The organism is Pseudomonas wayambapalatensis (assembly GCF_049942315.1).
Lineage (GTDB): Bacteria > Pseudomonadota > Gammaproteobacteria > Pseudomonadales > Pseudomonadaceae > Aquipseudomonas > Aquipseudomonas wayambapalatensis.
The window spans coordinates 1-18,157 of sequence record NZ_JBNFMU010000134.1; the positions used below are offsets into that span (position 1 = coordinate 1).

Here is an 18,157-nt window from a genome sequence, read left to right on the forward strand (position 1 = left end):
GGTTTGGGTTTTGGGGGTTTGTGTTGTTTTTTTTTTGCGGGCACTCCCGCCCCAACGAATTAAGGGCGGTGTGTTATCGGGGGGGGCGTTCTTCCCCGCGAAAAGAACACCTCGATCATTCAGACGAACTCGAATCAGCTTGCTTTATTGCTGACTTGGTTTTTGCCGCTGGCGCCAGGTGTCGTCGATCTTCGACCAGGTCTTGCCATCGGTAATGGCCAGCAGCTTGCGGCCATCCTTGAACGTGGCAAGAAAGGTGGCTTCTTCCTCTTTGCCGCCCAGCCACAAGCCGGCGAGCAGGCCGACCGGTCCGGCCACCAAGGCACCGGCCACACCCCAGCCGAGGGTGGCGCCCAGATTGCGGTTCGATTCCAGGCTGGCAAGCCTGAGGTCCTTGATACGGGCCAGTGAGATGCGCTCACCGGCCTGGCTGCGTGGGGTCTTGAGTGTGAGCGATCCGTTGCGATACTCGCCTTCACCTTGCAAGAAGTCGCCGGATTGCACCGTGAGTCTTGTCATTGTGTCGTCCTGTCAGTGGAAGGGCTGTGACCAGCACCTACTGAGCGCCGCACCCCTCGGCAAGTCAACGAGCAGGCGACGGAGGGTCATGCGACCGGTTGTCGCGACATCCGCGCCAATAACGAATGGCCTCATTGAAACACCAGCACTCCGTCGCCTTTTCATAATAAAACTTCCCCGGCCTGAATATTAAACCGATCAGTCATTATCTGGATTGGGGGTATTCCCTAATGCAATTGCCCGATAACAGTTTGCGCAAATAACAGCGATACAGCAGATGCGTGATTCACGCAGAAAAAATGACGTCAAAAAACACTGGACAGAAAGTTTCAGGATGTGTCAGTTTTTTTGCGCCTCACAAGGGCGAGTGACAGGATGCTCTCGCCGAAAGTTTGAGCGTTCCTGTCGAACATCAACTATTCCGCAAACAAGGAAGTGTCTGCATGTCGAAAGTCAAAGCAAATGCTGTTGTTTCCGCCGCCTCGGTGTTGCAGCCGAACGGGCCGAGTTCGGCCTTCGGGCTGATCAACAACTTCGCCCACCAGTACGATCGCGGTGGCGCGAACATCAATGGCAAACCTTCGTTCACCGTCGACCAGGCAGCCACCCAGCTGCTGCGCGACGGGGCGTCCTGGAAGGACTTGAACAAGGACGGCACCATCAGCCTCACCTACACCTTCCTGACCAAGGCACCGGCGGACTTCGTCAGCCGTGGCCTGGGCAGCTTCAGCCAGTTCAACAACCAGCAGAAGGCCCAGGCCAAGCTGGCCATGGAGTCCTGGGGCGATGTGGCCAAGGTGACCTTTACCGAAGCCGCTTCGGGCGGCGACGGGCACATGACCTTCGGCAACTTCAGCGCCAGCAATGGCGGGGCGGCATTTGCCTACCTGCCGTTCGATGGCCGGGGTTCGCACAAGGGTGAGTCCTGGTACCTGATCAATAGCGGCTATCAGGTGAACATCAACCCGGACACCGGCAACTACGGCCGCCAGACCCTGACCCACGAGATCGGTCACGTACTCGGGCTGTCCCATCCCGGCGACTACAACGCCGGCGAAGGCAATCCGAGCTATCGTGACGCTTCGTATGCGCAGGACACCCGTGGCTACAGTGTCATGAGCTACTGGAGCGAGAGCAACACGGCGCAGAACTTCGTCAAGGGCGGCGGGCAGTACTATGCCTCGGCCCCGCTGATGGACGACATCGCCGCCATCCAGAAGCTCTACGGCGCCAACTACGCCACCCGCTCGGGCGATACCGTGTATGGCTTCAACTCCACCGCCGACCGCGATTTCTACTCGGCTACCTCGGCGTCGTCGAAGGTGGTGTTCAGCGTGTGGGATGGTGGTGGCAACGACACCCTGGATTTCTCCGGGTTCACCCAGAACCAGAAGATCAACCTCAACGAGGCTTCGTTCTCCGATGTTGGCGGCATGATCGGCAACGTCTCGATCGCCAAGGGCGTGACGGTGGAGAACGCCATCGGCGGTTCGGGCAACGACCTGCTGATTGGCAACGCGGTGGCCAACGTGCTCAAGGGCGGTGCCGGCAACGACATCATCTACGGCGGTGGCGGGGCTGACACCCTCTGGGGGGGAAGCGGTGCGGATACCTTCGTCTATGGCGCCATCAGCGACTCCACGGTCAGTGCGCCGGATCGGATCATGGATTTCGTCAGTGGTCAGGACAAGATCGATCTGTCTGCGATCTCGGCGTTTTCCCAGGGCAAGCTGCCGTTGGAGTTCGTCAGCGCCTTCACCGGACATGCCGGCGAGGCGGTCCTGAGCTATGACCAGGCGACCAACCTGGGCAGTCTGTCCATCGATTTCACCGGAAACAGCCTGGCTGACTTCCTGGTGACCACGGTGGGTCAGGCCGTCGCCACGGATATCGTGGTCTGATGGGCCGGGAGCGGCTCACGCTGTATTGCATGGGTCGCTCCCAGCCACGTGAGGTGGGTGGATGCGAGCAATCAAACGAATGATCGCGCTGGCCGCGATTTCCCTGATGTCGATGACCGAGGTAGGTATGGCGAGCAGCCTGCTACTCCCCAACGCCGCGCAACTGGCCGGGCGCTGGCAGCTTTATGCGCAACCGCAGCAGGCCAGCGCCTGCAGCCTGAACCTGGCTGCCAGCGAGGGCGCGCTGGACGGCGACCTGGCCTGCGCCGAAACCTTGCTCGGCGTGCGCCCGGGCAGTTGGCTGGTGACCCCCGACACCTTGGCCCTGGTGGGCAGCGATGGCAGCACGGTGGTGCATTTCAGCCGCCAGGGCGCCGGTCGCTATACCTGGACGTCTGCTGCCGGCAGTGCAGTGGTGCTGGAGCGTGTGGACAACTAATTACCCGGCCAGGTTATAACGGCCATAAGGGCGAAACATGAAACTTCCGAGCAACAGGCCCGGCGCACTTCTGTGGGCGGCACTTGGCGAATTCAAATCGACGTTGATCAGCGTCGGTTGTTTTACTGCGTTGATCAATATTCTCATGCTCGTGCCATCGATATATATGCTGCAAGTGTACGACCGTGTACTGACTTCGCAGAATGAAACCACCTTGTGGATGTTGACCCTGATGGTGGTGGGTTTCTTCGTCTATATGGGCGTACTGGAGGCGGTGCGCAGTTTCATTGTGATTCGAGTCGGCCATCGACTGGAGCAGCGCTTCAACCTGCGGATTTATCGCGCCGCGTTCGAGCGTCACTTGCGCCAAGGTGATGGCGCCGCTGGCCAGGCTTTGAACGACATGACCCAAGTGCGTCAGTTCGTCACCGGCCCCGCGTTGTTCGCCTTTTTCGATGCACCGTGGTTTCCGGTGTATCTGGCGGTGATCTTCCTGTTCAACGTCTGGCTGGGTGTGCTCGCCAGTGCCGGAGCCTTGCTGTTGGTGCTGCTGGCTGTGCTCAACGAACGCCTGACCCAGCGCCCGTTGGCCGAGGCAAGCAGCCTGCAGCAGCAGTCGAGCAGCCTGGCCGGCAGCCAACTGCTCAACGCCGAGAGCATCCAGGCCATGGGCATGCTCGGTGCGCTGCGTCAGCGCTGGTTTGCCTTGCACGGACGCTTTCTCGAGTTGCAGAACCGTGCCAGCGACACGTCGGCAGTGATCACGGCCACCAGCAAGTCCCTGCGCTTGTGTTTGCAGTCGCTGGTGCTGGGCCTTGGGGCGCTGCTGGTGATCGAGGGCCAGATGACGCCGGGCATGATGATTGCCGGCTCCATTCTCATGGGCCGGGTGCTGGCGCCAATCGACCAGCTCATCGCGGTGTGGAAGCAGTGGAGCGGTGCCCAGTTGGCCTACAAGCGTCTGGAAACCCTGCTGCAGGAGCACCCTGAACCGGCGCTACCAATGCCGCTACCGGCGCCTGGCGGCCAGTTGTCCATTGAGCAGGTCAGCGGCGGGCCACCGGGGCGCAAGGTGGCTACCGTGCAGCAGGTCAGTTTTGCCCTGGCACCCGGTGAGGTGCTGGGGGTGCTGGGGGCTTCGGGCTCTGGCAAGTCGACCCTGGCCAGGCTGCTGGTTGGCGTCTGGCAACCACTGGCGGGCCAGGTGCGCCTGGATGGCGCCGAGCTTTGCCAATGGGACCGCGATGCGCTTGGTCCGTATATCGGCTATCTGCCGCAAGGCATCGAGCTGCTGCGCGGCAGCATCGCCGAGAATATCGCCCGCTTCGGCGAACTTGATGGCCACAAAGTGGTGGAAGCGGCGCGCCTGGCGGGTGTGCATGAGTTGATCCTGCGCTTGCCGCAGGGTTACGACACACGCCTTGGCGAGGGCGGCGGCGACCTCTCCGGAGGCCAGAAACAACGCATTGCCCTGGCGCGTGCGCTCTATGGCAACCCGTGCCTGATCGTGCTCGACGAACCCAACTCCAACCTCGACAGCCTTGGCGAGGCGGCGCTGGCCAATGCCATCGTTGAGTTGAAGGCGCTGGGGCGCACTGTGGTGCTGGTGACCCATCGCAGTGCGGCTCTGGCCCAGGCCGACAAGCTGCTGGTGATGAACGACGGGCGTGTGCAGGCGTTTGGCCCTGCGCGGGATATTCTCCAGGCGCTGGGCCAGGGCACCACGCAGCGGCCGCTGCAAGCCGGAGGTGGCGCATGAGCCGCGCGACAAGCGATGCGCGTTTTTATGTCCGCCTTGGCTGGCTGCTGACCCTGCTGGGGTTTGGCGGATTCATGGCCTGGGCCAGCCTTGCGCCGCTGGATCAGGGCGTGGCGGTGCAGGGCACCGTGGTGGTGTCGGGCAAGCGCAAGGCGGTGCAGTCCATGGCTGCCGGGGTGGTCAGCCGGATTCTGGTCCGCGAAGGGCAGACGGTGCGTCAGGGTGAGCCGCTGTTCCGTCTCGACCGTACCCAGGTACAGGCAGATGTCGAGGCGCTGCAGGCCCAGTACCGCCTGGCCCTGGCCAGCCTGGCGCGTTGGCGCGGTGAGCGTGACAACGCGGGGCAGGTGCAGTTTCCTGCTGAGCTGATGGATGAGTCCGACGCGCAACTCGGCCTGGTTCTTGAAGGTCAGCGCCAGTTGTTCGACAGCCGTCGCCAGGCCCTGGCCCGTGAACAGGGCGCGGTGTCGGCCAGCATCGAAGGCTCCCAGGCCCAACTGGCCGGCATGCGCCGGGCACGGGGCGACCTGCAGGCCCAGGCCGACTCCCTGCGCGAGCAGTTGGACAACCTGCGCCCGCTGGCTGGCGAGGGCTACATCCCGCGCAATCGGGTGCTCGAATACCAGCGTCAGTTGTCCCAGGTGCAACGTGACCTGGCGCAGAACGCGGGCGACAGCGCGCGCCTGGAACAGGGCATCGTCGAGGCTCGGCTCAACCTGCAGCAGCGCCGTGAGGAATACCAGAAAGAGGTGCGCACCCAACTGGCCGAGGCCCAGGTCAAGGCCGCGACGCTGGAGCAGCAGCTCAACTCGGCGCGCTTCGAGTTGCGTCACAGCGAGATCCTCGCGCCAGCCGACGGCATCGCCGTCAACCTGGGGGTACACACCGAAGGTGCAGTGGTGCGGGCAGGCGACACGTTGCTGGAGATCGTGCCGCAAGGTACGGCGCTGGAGGTGGAAGGGCGCCTGCCGGTGAACCTGGTGGACAAGGTCGCGCCGCAGTTGCCGGTCGATATCCTGTTCACAGCCTTCAACCAGAACAGCACGCCACGGGTCACCGGCGAAGTGGCGCTGGTGTCGGCCGACCAGTTGCTCGACGAGCGCAGTGGCCAGCCGTACTACGTGCTGCGCAGCACCGTCAGCGAAGAGGCGCTGGCGCGTTTGCAGGGCTTGGCGATCCGCCCGGGCATGCCAGCCAAACTGTTCGTGCGCACTGGCGAGCGCTCGCTGCTCAACTACCTGTTCAAGCCCCTGCTCGACCGTGCAGGCAGCGCCTTGACCGAACAATAAGGACGCGCTGATGAACACATCTGCAACCAGGCTGCTGCTGGCCTTCGTGCTGCTGCCGACACTGGCCCAGGCCAGCATGGGGCCGTTCCAGGTCTACGAGCAGGCGCTGCGCCGCGATCCGACCTACCTTGCAGCCTTCAAGGCCCGTGAGGCGGGCCAGGAGTACCGGGCCATCGGCCGCGCAGGCTTGCTGCCCAACCTTTCCTACAGCTACAACAAGGGCCGTAACGATTCGAAGGCCAGCTACCTCGGTGATTCGCGTCGCTCCAGCGAAGACAGGCGCTATGACAGCTATGGCTCGACCTTCATCCTCCAGCAACCGTTGTTCGACTACGAAGCCTATGCGGCCTATCGCAAAGGGGTGGCCCAGGCGCTGTTCGCCGACGAAAGCTTTCGCGACCAGAGCCAGCAGTTGCTGGTGCGAGTGATGACCAGCTATACCCAGGCCCTGTACGCCCGAGACCAGATCGCTATCAGCGTGGCCAGCAAGCAGGCCTATCGCCAGCAATTCCAGCAGAACCAGCGCCTGTTCCAGGCCGGCGAGGGGACGCGCACTGACATTCTCGAGGCCCAGGCGCGTTTCGAGTTGGCTGATGCCGAGGAAATCCAGGCGCGGAACGACGAGGATGCCGCATTGCGTGAACTCGGCGCGTTGATTGGCGAACCGGCGGTGCAGATCGACATGCTCGCCCCCCTGCGCAGCGGCTTTGCCTTGCCGCAGGTGATGCCCAGCGGTTACGAGGCCTGGCAATCGCTGGCCCTGGCCAGCAACCCGCAGCTCGGCTCGCAGCGCCATGCGCTGGAAGTGGCGCGTTACGAGGTCGAGCGCAATCGTGCCGGGCACCTGCCCAAGGTCAGCGCCTTCGCGACTTCGCGGCGCCAGGAGTCGGACAGTGGTAATACCTACAACCAGCGCTACGACACCAACACCGTCGGTATCGAAATCAGCGTGCCGCTGTTTGCCGGTGGTGGCGTCAGCGCCTCGACGCGCCAGGCCAGCCGGCATCTGGAGCAGGCCGAGTACGAGCTCGACGGTAATACCCGCAGCACCTTGATCGAGCTGCGCAAGCAGTACAACGCCTGCGAGTCCGGTGCCAGTCGCCTGCGCGCCTACGAAAGGGCGCTGCAGGCGGCCGAGGCTCTGGTGGTGTCGACGCGCAAGAGTGTGCAAGGGGGCGAGCGGGTCAATCTGGATGTGCTCAATGCCGAACAGCAACTGGCGACCACCCGGCGTGACCTGGCGCGGGCGCGCTACGACTACCTGCTGGCCTGGATCAAGCTGCATTACCAGGCGGGAACCTTGAGCGAAGCGCAGTTGGCGCGGGTAGACGAAGCCTTCGTGGCGGCCGGCGGATAGGGGCGGCCATTGGGCCGCTCCCTGTCGCCATGGCCTCAGGCGGCGAACCCGCCATCGGCCAGCAGGCTGGCACCGGTGATGTAGCTAGCTTCCGGGCCGGCCAGATAGGCGACGAAGCTGGCGATTTCATCGGCATGCCCGTAGCGTCCGATCGCCATCAGCGGGATCAGGCTGTCGGCGAACTCGCCGTTGGCCGGATTCATATCGGTGTCCACCGGGCCAGGCTGCACATTGTTGACGGTGATGCCCTGGGGCCCGAGGTCGCGGGCCATGCCGCGGGTCAGGCCGACCAGCGCCGACTTGCTCATGGCGTAGGGCGCGCCGCCTGCGAACGGCATGCGTTCGGCGTTGGTGCTGCCGATGTTGATGATCCGGCCGCCCTGGCCCATGTGCCGGGCCGCAGCCTGGCTCGCCACGAACACGCTGCGCACGTTGATCGCCAGCATGCGGTCGAAGTCGTCGAGGTCGAATTCGGTCACTGGCGCCACGGCCAGTACACCGGCGTTGTTGACCAGGATGTCGAGGCGGCCGAAGGCATTGACGGTGTCTTCCACCGCTTGCTGCACCGCACTGGCATCAGCGCTGTCGGCGCGCAAGGCCAGGGCGCGGCCACCCTCGGCGTTGATGGCATCAGCCAGGGCCTGCGCGGGGGCAGCGGAGCTGACATAAGTGAAGGCGACTTGCGCGCCTTCGCGGGCCAGGCGCCGGACGATGGCGGCGCCGATGCCGCGGGAACCGCCCTGGACCAGGGCGACTTTGCCTTCGAGGTTCGATACGTGGGACATGCTGCTCTCCTGAAGCGAGCAAGGCGGTGTGCCTTGGATGAGCCCAGTATCGGCTGGGTATTACCTGCTGATAAGATGGCAATCGCTATCGTCAGAGTGAACTTTTGGTTGGGAATCGCCCATGGAATCCTTCAGCAGCCTCGAGTGCTTCATCACCAGTGCCGAGGTCGGCAGCTTCGCCGAGGCCGCCCGGCGCTTGTCGATCACGCCTGCGGCGGTGGGCAAGAACGTCGCCCAGTTGGAGTCCCGCCTGGGTGTGCGCCTGTTCCAGCGCAGTACGCGCAAGTTGACCCTGACCGAGGCCGGGCAACGCTTTCTCGGTGAAGTGAGCGAGAGTTTCCGCAGCATCCAGTACGCCGTCGCCAACCTGGCCAGCAGCGAAGGCCAGCCGGCCGGGGTGCTGCGGGTCAGCATGGGCATCGTGTTCGGGCGTTTGTACGTGCTGCCGTTGCTGGGGGAGTTCCTGCGCCGATACCCGGCAATCACCCCGGACTGGCATTTCGACAACCGCCAGGTCGATCTCATCGGCCAAGGGTTCGATGCCGCTATCGGCGGCGGCTTCGACCTGCCGCCGGGTGTGGTTGCGCGCAAGCTGGCGCCTGCACACCGGATCTTGGTCGCCGCACCTGAGTACCTGCAGCGGCATGCGTCGATCCAGATGCCGGAGCAGTTGCCCCAGCACGATGGCATCCTGATCCGTTCGCCGCAGACCGGGCGAGTGCGTTCCTGGCCGCTGACCAGTCGCAGCCGGGAGCAGCGCCCGCTGCAACTGCGCCAGGCAATGACCATGAGCGACTCGGATGCAGCCTGTGCTGCGGCGGAACAAGGGTTGGGGATTGCCTTGGTGAGCATGCCGTTCGCCGTGCCGTACTTCGCCAGCAAACGCCTGTGCAGGGTGTTGCCGGACTGGTATGTGGATGATGGCAGCGTCAGTGTCTACTACGCCGAGCGCAAGCTGCTGCCGGGCAAGACCCGCGCGTTCATCGACTATCTGGTGGCGTGTTTCGAGGCGCAGGGGTTGGCGAAGCAGTTCGATGCGATGGCAGGCGTCTGAATCCTGCCGTCAGTCGACTTCGACTACGAACTGCACCTGCGCCACCCCGGCGAGCATCAGGCTTACTTCGTCATCGAGTTTCTTGCCGATCAACTGCTTGCCAAGCGGCGAGCGCGGGGTGATCACGGTCACCAGTCCAGGGCCTTCGCCGATTTTCAGTCCGGCGCCCTCGGGGCCGAGAAACAGCAACTGCTGGCGACCTTGCTCGTCTTCAAGCGTTACCCGGTTGCTGAGCTGGATCCCCCGCGCCGGGTCGTAGTCGCGCAGCAGCAACTGCTGGTAGCTCAGCAGCGCCTGGCGGATTTCGGCGGTACGGCGTGCCTGGCCGGTGGCGAGGTAGGAGGCCTCGAGCCCCAGGGTGTCGTACTTGTTCTCGGCGATGTTCTCTTCGGCGGTGGCGGTTTCGTAGGCGGTCTGGGCGGCGCGGCGCAGCACCTCCATGTCGTGCTCGAGGGTGTCGATGATGCGCGCGAGCAGGGTTGGCTTGTCCATGGTCAGTGGCAGAACTCCAGCACGTTGGCCTGGCTCTTGTCGGTCGGTGCATTGCGGTTCTGCTGCAGCCAGAACTGGCATTTGGGGTTGTTCAGGTTGCGCGGGTTGGCCTCGATGGCCTGTTGGGCTTGCTGCGTGTTCAGGATCTCCTTGTAGCGCTCGAACATCGCCTGCTGCGCGTCAGCCGGTTGCGGCGGGGCAACCGGGGCGGGGGCGGTGCGTGCCGGGGCCACTGCCTGGGCCAGTGGTGCGACCTGCTGCGGCCACAACTGCCAGGCCAGCCACAGGCTTGAAGCGATGGCGACGGCGCCGAGCCACAGGCCGAGGGCCACGCAGACAATCAACTGCAAAGGGTTCAGGGTGATCTTCAGTTCGCGGCGACGGGGCATCGTGGCCTCCTGGCAGGGGTCGATCGAGGGGCCATTGTCGCATGGCTGTGCGATTTGTTTTATTGCCGGTGTGTCGGTAGCGCTTTTGTCGGTGCCCGTTTATCCGCACAATCCATGGTTTTTCCGCGTTGCGAGGGGAGTGGTCGTGAAAGCCACCTGGGACATTTTCTGCACGGTCGTCGACAACTACGGCGATATTGGCGTCACCTGGCGCCTGGCACGCCAGCTCGCGGGTGAGCATGCGTTGACCGTGCGCCTTTGGGTGGACGACCTGCAGGCGTTCGCACGCCTGTGCCCGGAGGCTGATCCACAGGCCGCGCGGCAATATCAGCAAGGCGTCGAGGTATGCCATTGGCCGGTCGATTGGCCCGCATGCGAAACCGCCGAGGTGGTGATCGGTGCCTTCGGTTGCCGACTACCGGCGGCCTATGTCGAAGCCCTGGCCGGTCGCCCTACACCGGCGTTGTGGCTGAACCTCGAATACCTGAGCGCCGAAGACTGGGTCGAGGGTTGTCATGGGCTGCCGTCGCCACAACCCAATGGCCTGCGCAAAGTGTTTTTCTTCCCAGGCTTCACCGCCAATACCGGCGGCTTGCTGCGTGAAGGCGAACTGCTGGGCAAGCGTGCTGCGTTCGAGCAGGATGCAGCCGCGCGCAAGGCATTCCTTGCCGGCCTCGGCGTGAAGCCTGCGCCCGAGGCGCGACTGATGTCGTTGTTCGCCTACGAGAATGCGCAGTTGGGCCATTGGCTGGAAGCCCTGGCGGCAGACGATCAGCCCACCCACCTGTTGGTCCCCGAAGGTCGAATCCTGTCCGACCTGCATGCGTGGCTTGGTGAACGACTGGCCGTGGGCGAGGTGCGCCAGCGCGGGGCGCTGACCTTGCAGGTGCTACGATTCGTCAGCCAGGACGACTACGACCGTATCCTCTGGTGCTGCGACTTCAATGCCGTGCGCGGCGAGGATTCCTTCGTGCGTGCCCAGTGGGCCGGGCGCCCTCTGCTGTGGCACATCTACGTGCAAGAGGAGAACGCTCACTGGGAAAAGCTCGAGGCTTTTCTCAAGATCTATCGACAGGGGCTGTCGGACGATGCCGCAGATGCACTGGTGGCGTTGTGGCGTGCCTGGAACATGGATCGTGACATGGGCGAGGCCTGGCGCGGGGTGCTCAAACACTGGCCGCAACTGCAGACGCACGCCCGGCAATGGTGTCTGGAACAGGCCACTCGGCCGGACCTTGCCACAGCGCTGGTACAGTTTTACCGAAATTGGATATGATATGCGGCCTCGATTTTTATAAATCCATCCAGATTCGGATACTTCGTAATGAAAACTGGTAAAGAGCTGAAACCCGGTACCGTACTGCGGATCGACAACGACCCGTGGCTGGTCCAGAAAGCGGAATTCACCAAGTCGGGCCGTAACAGCGCGATCATGAAGACCAAGCTGAAGAACCTGCTGACCGGCTACAAGACCGAAACCGTCTACGGTGCGGACGACAAGCTGGACGACGTGATCCTGGATCGCAAAGAAGCGACCCTGTCGTTCATCAGCGGTGACTCGTACACCTTCATGGACACCACCGACTACACCATGTACGAGCTGAACGCCGAAGACATCGACGCCGTTCTGCCGTACATCGAAGAAGGCATGGAAGATGTCTGCGAAGCCGTCTTCTTCGAAGGCCGCCTGGTATCGGTTGAACTGCCGACCACCATCAGCCGTCAGGTTGTCTACACCGAGAACGCTGCTCGCGGCGATACCTCGGGCAAGGTCATGAAGCCTGCCAAGCTGAAGAACGGTACCGAGATTTCGGTAGCTGACTTCATCCAGATCGACGAGTGGATCGACATCGACACTCGCGACAACAGCTTCAAGGGCCGTTCCAAGAAGTAATCTTCTTGCGACCCACAAAAAACCCGGCCTTGGCCGGGTTTTTTGTGTCTGGCGTTTACTCAGACCGTCACGTGCAGGCGCACATCGACGTTGCCGCGGGTGGCGTTGGAGTATGGGCAGACTTTGTGCGCCTTCTCCACCAGGCCTTCGGCATCTGCCTGGGCCAGGCCCGGCAGGTTGATGTGCAGGTCGATGTCCAGGCCGAAACCACCGGGGATCTGGCCGATACCGACCTTGGCGGTGATCGAGGCGTCGGCAGGCAGGGCTTTCTTCTCCTGGCCGGCGACGAACTTCAGCGCGCCGATGAAGCAGGCCGAGTAGCCGGCAGCGAACAGCTGCTCGGGGTTGGTGCCTTCACCGCCAGCACCGCCCAGCTCTTTAGGGGTGCTCAGCTTGACTTCGAGCTTGCCGTCGCTGGAGCGGGATTTGCCGTCGCGACCACCAGTGGAGGTTGCTTCTGCGATGTACAGGGGAGTGACCTTTTGCATCTTGAGCCTCGCTTGTGTGCTGTGCGCCTTGGCGCTGGGTGGGTGTGGGTTTAAATTAGCGCGCAATTATTTAGTGCGCAAGATAAATTTTCGACCATTCGTCCGACAGGCTTTCACAGCATAGTCCTCAGAGGCTTTTTTGCAGGCTGTCGCGCAGGTCGAGCAATTCGGCCTGCAGCTTCTGCAAGCGTTCCACCGTGCGCCCGGAGGCTTCCAGGATGCAGTGCGGCACCTTGCTGGCCTCATCGCGCAAATCGCGGCCCTTGTCGGTCAGTTGCACCAGCACCACGCGCTCATCGTCGCGGCTGCGGGTGCGCTTGAGCAGGCCTTCGCTTTCCAGGCGCTTGAGCAGCGGGGTGAGCGAACCGGGGTCGGTCAACAGGCGCTGGCTGATTTCGCCTACGGTCAGGCCGTCCTGCTCCCACAGCACGAGCATGGCCAGGTATTGCGGGTAGGTGAGGCCCAGGGCCTGCAACAAGGGTTTGTAGACCTTGGTCATCAGCAACGAGGTAGAGTGCAGGGCGAAGCACACCTGGTTGTCCAGCAGCAGCTCGTCGCAGGGGGCTTTGGTGTCGGCGTTCATGCAAGTCCTTGAATGAGTTCAGTTAAGAATCTAGCACGCAGATCGTTAGAGCGCTCATCAACCACGCAGTCCACTGCGTAGCGCCAGGTCCCAGGGAGGGACCGGGCTGAAGCGGCTCTTGAGGAATTCGAGCAGCAAGCGGCTGCGAGAGTTCGTTTCATGTTCGAGCCGGAGTGCATAGATACCGGTGGTTTCCGGTCCGGGCAGGCCGTTTTCGCAGAACAGCGGCAGCAGTTCACCCCGTAGCAGGTATTCGCTGACCAGCCAGGTGGGCAGATGGGCGATGCCAAGGCCGGCGAGGGCGCCGAACAGCAGGGTTTCGGCGTTGTTGGCGGTCATACGCAGGCGTGCCGGGCGGTACAGGCGCACCTGGCCATCGACGGCGAAGCGCCAGGCGAACGGTGGTGCAAGGCCATCCCAGTCCAGGCCGTCGTGCTGCGGCAGCTCGCTGGGGCAGGTAGGCACCCCTCGCGCGGCCAGGTAGGCCGGGCTGGCGCAGGCGATGCGCACCATGTAGGCCAGCGGTGTGGCGACCAGTCGCGTGTCGGCCAGAGTACCTGCGCGCAGCACCAGGTCGACCTCGCCCAGGTGGCTGCCGTGCATGTCGACGAAACTGTCGATCAGGCGCAGTTGCACATCGAGCCCGGGGTAGGCCACCAGGAAGTCGGCGATCGCGGGTGCCAGGTGACGGCGTCCGAAGGCTGCCGGGGCATCCATGCGGATCAGGCCTTCCGGTGCATTGCTCAGGGATACCGCTTCAGCGCGTGCCAGGCGCAGTTCCTCGATGATGCGCCGGGCGCGTTCGGCGAAGGCATTGCCCGCTGGGGTCGGGCGCACGGCATGGGTGCTGCGCACGAACAGGCGGCTGCCCACGGCGTTTTCCAGGTTGTCGATGCGTCGTGCGACTGCCGAAGGCGTCAAGGGGTGACGACGCGCGGCGGCAGAGAAGCTGCCGGTTTCCAGCACGTCGAGAAACAGACTCAGTTGTTCGGTGAGGATATCTGGACTCATGACCCTTTCCATGCTTTTGCGTAAAACGCAAAGCCATTGTGCGCTGCTGTGCGTTTCCCCGCCAGCCTGCACTGGGTAGCATGCCAGGATTGAGAATGCTGTCGGATGAGGCACTGATGATCGAGTGGGTGATGTACATCGTTTTAGGCGCGGCGCTGGGCACCATGGGTGGCCTGTTCGGCATCGGCGGCGGGTTGATTGCTATTCCTGCGCTGGGAGTGCTGTTCGGTCTCGACCAGCAACTGGCCCAGGGCACGGCGTTGGTGATGGTAGTGCCCAACGTGCTGCTGGCGCTGTGGCGCTACCATCAACGCAACCGCATCGAACTGCGCCATGCGGTGCCGCTTTCGCTGTGCAGTTTCATTTTTGCGTGGCTGGGGTCGATCTGGGCGGTCGGGCTCGATGCGCACTCCATGCGCCTGGGTTTCGTCGCGTTCCTGGTGGCGCTGGCGGTGTGGAACGTGGCACGCATGTTCATGAAGGTCAGCCCGCCGAGCAGCCAGTTGCGTTATCCCTGGCCTTGGCTGGGTGTGCTGGGTTGCTTCGCCGGTAGCATGGGCGGGCTGTTCGGTGTTGGCGGCGCGGTAGTGGCCACGCCGATCCTGACCAGCGTGTTCGGCACCACCCAGGTGGTGGCCCAGGGGCTGTCGCTGGCGCTTGCGGCGCCGAGCACCATGGTGACACTGCTCACCTATGGCGTTCATGGCAGCGTTGACTGGCATGCCGGTATTCCACTGGCGGTGGGCGGTCTGCTCAGCATCAGCTGGGGCGTGAAGCTGGCCCATGCGTTGCCCGAGAAAGTGCTGCGTACGCTGTTCTGCGTGTTTCTGATTGTCTGTGCGGTGATGCTGGGCCTGGAGCTGTAATCGCGTTTACCTGAAGCCGTCGATCACGTAGTCGGCCATGCAGTCGGTGATCGGCGAGTGGCTTTGCGCATTGCGCAGCAGCATCACATTGGCCACCGGTAACTGCGGCAGGCCCTGGTCTTCGCCGAGGATGCACAGAGGGTCGCTGATGAGGCTCTGCAACTGGGCTGTAACCGCCAGGCCTGCGCCGACGATGGCAAAGATGGCCGCCAGGCTTGGGCTTGTGTAGGCGATGCGGTAATCGATCCCCTGATGGTCCAGGGCGTTGCAGGCCCAGGTGCGGCAGAAACAGTCGGTGTTGAACATCGCCAGGGGCATCGGGCTCTGTTCGTGGGGGCAGAAGCCCTTGGCGGCTGCCCATACCAGGCGCTCCTGACGCAGCAGCTGGCCCACCTCGGCACCTGGCTCGCGGGTGATGATGGTCAGGTCCAGGTCCTGGCGCTGCATCAACTGCTTCGATGGCTCGCAATGCACCTCCACCTGGATCAGCGGATAGCTGCAGGCGAAGCTGGCGAGAATCGCCGGCAGAAAGCGCATGGCGTAGTCGTCTGGAGTGCCGATGCGCACCACGCCGACCATGTGCGGCATGCGCAAGGTGTTGAACACCTCACCGTGCAGCTTGAGGATGCGCCGGGCGTAACCCAGCAGCACCTGGCCCTCGGCGGTCAGGCGCACCTGGCGTCCGTCGCGTTCGAACAACTGGCGCTGGAGGATGTCTTCCTCCAGGCGTTTCATCTGCATGCTCACTGCCGACTGGGTACGGTTGACGACCTCCCCGGCGCGGGTGAAGCCGCCTTGTTCGGCGATGGCGACGAAGGTGCGCAAGACCTCGGCGTCGAGACTCTGGTAGGTGGACATTGCATCAATTCTCCAGATGCAAGACATAAGAAACATTCGTTGGATTGATCCTAAGCCCAGCGCGAGACTGAAGCCACTCACACGGAGGGCTTCACGATGAAAGGTCATTTCGGCGTCACGCACACCTCCTTCTCCTTGGGCCAACTTCTCGCCCAGGCGCTTCAGCGACTGCTGCGCTGGCAACAGCTGTACCGCCAGCGGCGGCAATTGGCCAGCCTCAGCGACGATGCGCTGCACGATCTGGGGTTGAGTCGGGCGGATACCCTGCAGGAGGTGGAGCGCCCGTTCTGGGACGATCCATTGCGCAAATGAAGGTGTCGCTGCGGGGCAGGGCCGCCCCGCGGCGTTTACAGGCTGTAGTAGTAGCCGCGGCTGCGCAGGGCGACGATGCGGGGGCGGCCATCGGCGTGGGGGCCGATCTTCTTGCGCAGGTTGCTGACGTGCATGTCCAGGCTGCGGTCATAGAGCGTCAGTTTGCGGCCCAGGCCGATCTGTGCCAGCTCCTGCTTGTCCAATGGCTCGCCGGGTTGACGCAGCAGGGCTTCGAGGATGCGGCTCTCGGAGAGTGTCAGGCTCATCTCGCGCTGATCGATGCTGACCACCCCGCGCACGGGGCTGAAGGCCAGGTCGCCGATCTCGATCTGGGTGCTGGGCGCCGCCGGGTGGCTGCGGCGCAGCACGGCACGCAAGCGAGCGGTCAGCTCACGCGGGTCGCAGGGTTTGGCCAGGTAATCGTCGGCACCCAGTTCCAGGCCCAGGATGCGGTCCAGCGGTTCGCCACGGGCCGACAGCATCAGTACCGGCAGTTCGGCGTGGTCGCTGCGCAGTTGCTTGAGCAGTTCCAGACCGCTGCCATCGGGCAGCATTACATCCAGCACCACCGCCGCCGGGGCGTGTGCGGCCAGGGCCTGGCGCGCGCTCTCGCCGTCGTGGCAGGCGCGGACCGCAAAGCCTTCCTGGGTCAGCCAGCTGCCGAGCAGCTCGCACAACTCCTGGTCATCATCAATCAGTAACAGCTCGCTCATGACTCACTCAATTCAACCATTGTCGGCGTCTTCTGTGTCCGCCGCTGGCTAAGATACCGCAGACTGCCGACAACAGTGCAACGACCGATCCGATCAGGAACCATTGCTGCTGGTCGGTAAGCAGGTGCAGGGGGCTGCTGGCCTGCAGTTTTTCCACCGCAGCCTGCAGGCGCTGGTTGTCCTGGCGCAGGCGTTCGAGTTGGGTGCTTTCCCGGGCGCTGTCGGCATCTTGCAGCTGTTTGCTCAGCGCAGCGCGCTGTTTCTCGCTGTCTTCCAGGCGCTGCTGCAGCTCGGTGATGCGCGCGCCAGCTTCCAGCGACAGAGGCTGTTCGGCGAGAGCGAGGGGAGAGAGCAGCAACAGCCAGAAAAGCAGCAGGGATATCGGACCTTGGCGCATCGGAACTCCTGATTCTTGTTCGATTCAGAAGGTTGTCGGCAGTAGGTCGCAATAGATGAATCCGTGGATTGCCTGGGCCTGTTCGCGTGCAAGTCGTCGTCACGGCTTGCACGCGAACAGAAACGATCGGGCTCAGGGCAGCACTTGCTTGAACGGTTTGACCACCACCTTCTCGTACACGCCTGCCGCGATGTACGGGTCGGCGTCGGCCCAGGCCTGTGCGGCGGCAAGGGAGTCGAACTCGGCGACGATCAGGCTGCCAGTGAAACCGGCAGCGCCCGGGTCGTTGCTGTCGATGGCCGGATGCGGGCCGGCCAGGATCACTCGACCTTCGGCCTTGAGTTGCTGCAGGCGCTCGATGTGCGCAGGGCGGGCAGCCAGGCGTTTTTCCAGGGAGTTCGCGACGTCGCTGGCGATGATGGCGTAGAGCATGTCAATCCTTGGGTTTGGAGGTGGAAGGGTCGGCGTCGTGCAGATGGCGCGACAGGTACACGCCCTGGGCCACCAGGAAGATCACGGTCATGCCCAGGCTGCCGAAGACCTTGAAGTCGACCCAGAACTCCTGGAACGTGAAGGCGACGAACAGGTTGGCTGCGCCGCAGACCAGGAAGAACAGGATCCAGGCGACGTTCAGGCGGTTCCAGATCGTTTCGGGGAGTGTCAGTGCGTGCCCCATGATGCGCTTGATCAGAACCCGGTCGCCGATGAAGTGGCTGCCGGCGAAGGCCAGGGCGAACAACCAGTTGACCACCGGCGCCTTCCATTTGAGGAAGGTTTCGCTGTGGAAGGCCAGGGTGAGGCCACCGAAGACAAGGCACGCCACCAGTGTCAGCAACTGGCCTTTTTCGAGCTTGCGATGGCGCAGGAACAGCGCGCCGTAGACCACCACGGAGCTGAGGATGAGCATCGCCGTGGCGCTGTAGATACCGCCGAACTCGAAGCTTTGACCGGCGAATTCGACCGGGCGCGGGTCCAGCTTGTAGACGATGAAGAACAGCAGCAGCGGGATGAAATCGATGAATTGTTTCACAGTGGCAGCCAGAAGCGGGAT

General features: G+C 63.3%; 22 protein-coding genes. 10 read left to right on the top strand and 12 right to left on the bottom strand.

Going from position 1 to position 18,157, the window contains the following annotated elements; genetic code table 11:
* Positions 1–144: 144 nt before the first annotated feature.
* Positions 145–519, bottom strand: coding sequence for a hypothetical protein (locus ACPZMI_RS07830; RefSeq protein WP_186666536.1), 375 nt, complete (start codon positions 517–519; stop codon positions 145–147).
* A gap of 443 nt (positions 520–962) precedes the next feature.
* Between ACPZMI_RS07830 and ACPZMI_RS07835 the strand changes: the two genes are divergently transcribed.
* The 5 genes from ACPZMI_RS07835 (at position 963) to ACPZMI_RS07855 (ending at position 7,264) form a co-directional block, all read left to right on the top strand.
* On the top strand, positions 963–2,420 hold the full coding sequence (locus ACPZMI_RS07835; RefSeq protein ID WP_186711675.1) for a serralysin family metalloprotease: 1,458 nt from the start codon (positions 963–965) through the stop codon (positions 2,418–2,420).
* A 61-nt stretch (positions 2,421–2,481) separates the two neighbouring features.
* Complete coding sequence (locus ACPZMI_RS07840; protein WP_186711674.1) at positions 2,482–2,859, top strand: AprI/Inh family metalloprotease inhibitor; 378 nt, start codon at positions 2,482–2,484, stop codon at positions 2,857–2,859.
* 37 nt (positions 2,860–2,896) lie between these two features.
* Entirely contained in the window at positions 2,897–4,618 is a 1,722-nt protein-coding gene (locus ACPZMI_RS07845) for a type I secretion system permease/ATPase (protein WP_426351997.1), read from the top strand.
* Positions 4,615–5,907, top strand: a complete 1,293-nt coding sequence (locus tag ACPZMI_RS07850; protein ID WP_426351998.1) for an HlyD family type I secretion periplasmic adaptor subunit — start codon at positions 4,615–4,617, stop codon at positions 5,905–5,907. The genes ACPZMI_RS07845 and ACPZMI_RS07850 overlap by 4 nt, the downstream gene beginning before the upstream one ends.
* Positions 5,908–5,917: 10 nt before the next feature.
* A complete protein-coding gene (locus tag ACPZMI_RS07855) occupies positions 5,918–7,264 on the top strand; it encodes a TolC family outer membrane protein (protein WP_411383013.1) in 1,347 nt (448 codons plus the stop codon).
* Positions 7,265–7,299: 35 nt separating this feature from the next.
* Here the strand turns inward: ACPZMI_RS07855 and ACPZMI_RS07860 are convergent, their stop codons facing one another.
* Positions 7,300–8,049 (bottom strand): 3-oxoacyl-ACP reductase family protein, encoded by a 750-nt coding sequence (locus tag ACPZMI_RS07860; RefSeq protein WP_426351999.1) that lies wholly within the window; start codon positions 8,047–8,049, stop codon positions 7,300–7,302.
* Between the two features lie 121 nt (positions 8,050–8,170).
* Between ACPZMI_RS07860 and ACPZMI_RS07865 the strand changes: the two genes are divergently transcribed.
* Positions 8,171–9,103, top strand: a complete 933-nt coding sequence (locus ACPZMI_RS07865; RefSeq protein ID WP_426352000.1) for a LysR family transcriptional regulator — start codon at positions 8,171–8,173, stop codon at positions 9,101–9,103.
* Positions 9,104–9,112: 9 nt separating this feature from the next.
* Here ACPZMI_RS07865 and ACPZMI_RS07870 read toward each other — a convergent pair whose 3' ends face one another.
* Together ACPZMI_RS07870 and ACPZMI_RS07875 are read right to left on the bottom strand one after the other, a co-directional pair.
* Complete coding sequence (locus ACPZMI_RS07870; protein ID WP_426352001.1) at positions 9,113–9,595, bottom strand: GreA/GreB family elongation factor; 483 nt, start codon at positions 9,593–9,595, stop codon at positions 9,113–9,115.
* 2 nt (positions 9,596–9,597) lie between these two features.
* Entirely contained in the window at positions 9,598–9,984 is a 387-nt protein-coding gene (locus ACPZMI_RS07875) for a hypothetical protein (protein WP_426352002.1), read from the bottom strand.
* Positions 9,985–10,129: 145 nt separating this feature from the next.
* Between ACPZMI_RS07875 and earP the strand changes: the two genes are divergently transcribed.
* Entirely contained in the window at positions 10,130–11,260 is a 1,131-nt protein-coding gene (gene earP / locus ACPZMI_RS07880; RefSeq protein WP_288376165.1) for an elongation factor P maturation arginine rhamnosyltransferase EarP, read from the top strand.
* Between the two features lie 48 nt (positions 11,261–11,308).
* On the top strand, positions 11,309–11,878 hold the full coding sequence (gene efp / locus ACPZMI_RS07885) for an elongation factor P (RefSeq protein ID WP_028691737.1): 570 nt from the start codon (positions 11,309–11,311) through the stop codon (positions 11,876–11,878).
* Between the two features lie 59 nt (positions 11,879–11,937).
* Here the strand turns inward: efp and ACPZMI_RS07890 are convergent, their stop codons facing one another.
* The 3 genes from ACPZMI_RS07890 to ACPZMI_RS07900 all read right to left on the bottom strand — a co-directional run bounded on the left by ACPZMI_RS07890 (position 11,938) and on the right by ACPZMI_RS07900 (position 13,960).
* Positions 11,938–12,366: an organic hydroperoxide resistance protein gene (locus ACPZMI_RS07890; RefSeq protein WP_426352003.1), complete on the bottom strand. Its 429-nt coding sequence runs from the start codon at positions 12,364–12,366 to the stop codon at positions 11,938–11,940.
* A 127-nt stretch (positions 12,367–12,493) separates the two neighbouring features.
* Positions 12,494–12,949 (bottom strand): MarR family winged helix-turn-helix transcriptional regulator, encoded by a 456-nt coding sequence (locus tag ACPZMI_RS07895; protein WP_186666519.1) that lies wholly within the window; start codon positions 12,947–12,949, stop codon positions 12,494–12,496.
* Positions 12,950–13,006: 57 nt separating this feature from the next.
* Entirely contained in the window at positions 13,007–13,960 is a 954-nt protein-coding gene (locus ACPZMI_RS07900; RefSeq protein WP_411383009.1) for a LysR family transcriptional regulator, read from the bottom strand.
* Positions 13,961–14,076: 116 nt separating this feature from the next.
* On the opposite strand from ACPZMI_RS07900, the gene ACPZMI_RS07905 reads away from it, so the two are divergent.
* Entirely contained in the window at positions 14,077–14,826 is a 750-nt protein-coding gene (locus ACPZMI_RS07905) for a sulfite exporter TauE/SafE family protein (RefSeq protein WP_186666678.1), read from the top strand.
* 6 nt (positions 14,827–14,832) lie between these two features.
* Here ACPZMI_RS07905 and ACPZMI_RS07910 read toward each other — a convergent pair whose 3' ends face one another.
* Positions 14,833–15,684: a LysR family transcriptional regulator gene (locus ACPZMI_RS07910; protein ID WP_186666515.1), complete on the bottom strand. Its 852-nt coding sequence runs from the start codon at positions 15,682–15,684 to the stop codon at positions 14,833–14,835.
* 96 nt (positions 15,685–15,780) lie between these two features.
* Here ACPZMI_RS07910 and ACPZMI_RS07915 point away from each other — a divergent pair, with 96 nt between their 5' ends.
* A complete protein-coding gene (locus ACPZMI_RS07915; protein ID WP_426352004.1) occupies positions 15,781–15,996 on the top strand; it encodes a DUF1127 domain-containing protein in 216 nt (71 codons plus the stop codon).
* A 35-nt stretch (positions 15,997–16,031) separates the two neighbouring features.
* On the opposite strand, the gene ACPZMI_RS07920 is transcribed toward ACPZMI_RS07915, so the two are convergent.
* From ACPZMI_RS07920 to ACPZMI_RS07935, 4 genes are all read right to left on the bottom strand, one after another.
* Positions 16,032–16,709 (bottom strand): response regulator transcription factor, encoded by a 678-nt coding sequence (locus ACPZMI_RS07920; protein WP_054891952.1) that lies wholly within the window; start codon positions 16,707–16,709, stop codon positions 16,032–16,034.
* A 7-nt stretch (positions 16,710–16,716) separates the two neighbouring features.
* Positions 16,717–17,106, bottom strand: a complete 390-nt coding sequence (locus tag ACPZMI_RS07925) for an SH3 domain-containing protein (protein WP_426352005.1) — start codon at positions 17,104–17,106, stop codon at positions 16,717–16,719.
* A 132-nt stretch (positions 17,107–17,238) separates the two neighbouring features.
* Positions 17,239–17,538 (bottom strand): YciI family protein, encoded by a 300-nt coding sequence (locus ACPZMI_RS07930; protein ID WP_186666509.1) that lies wholly within the window; start codon positions 17,536–17,538, stop codon positions 17,239–17,241.
* A gap of 1 nt (position 17,539) precedes the next feature.
* The gene (locus ACPZMI_RS07935; RefSeq protein WP_186666507.1) at positions 17,540–18,136 is read right to left on the bottom strand and encodes a septation protein A; all 597 of its coding nucleotides are present in this window, start codon (positions 18,134–18,136) and stop codon (positions 17,540–17,542) included.
* Positions 18,137–18,157 lie beyond the last annotated feature (21 nt).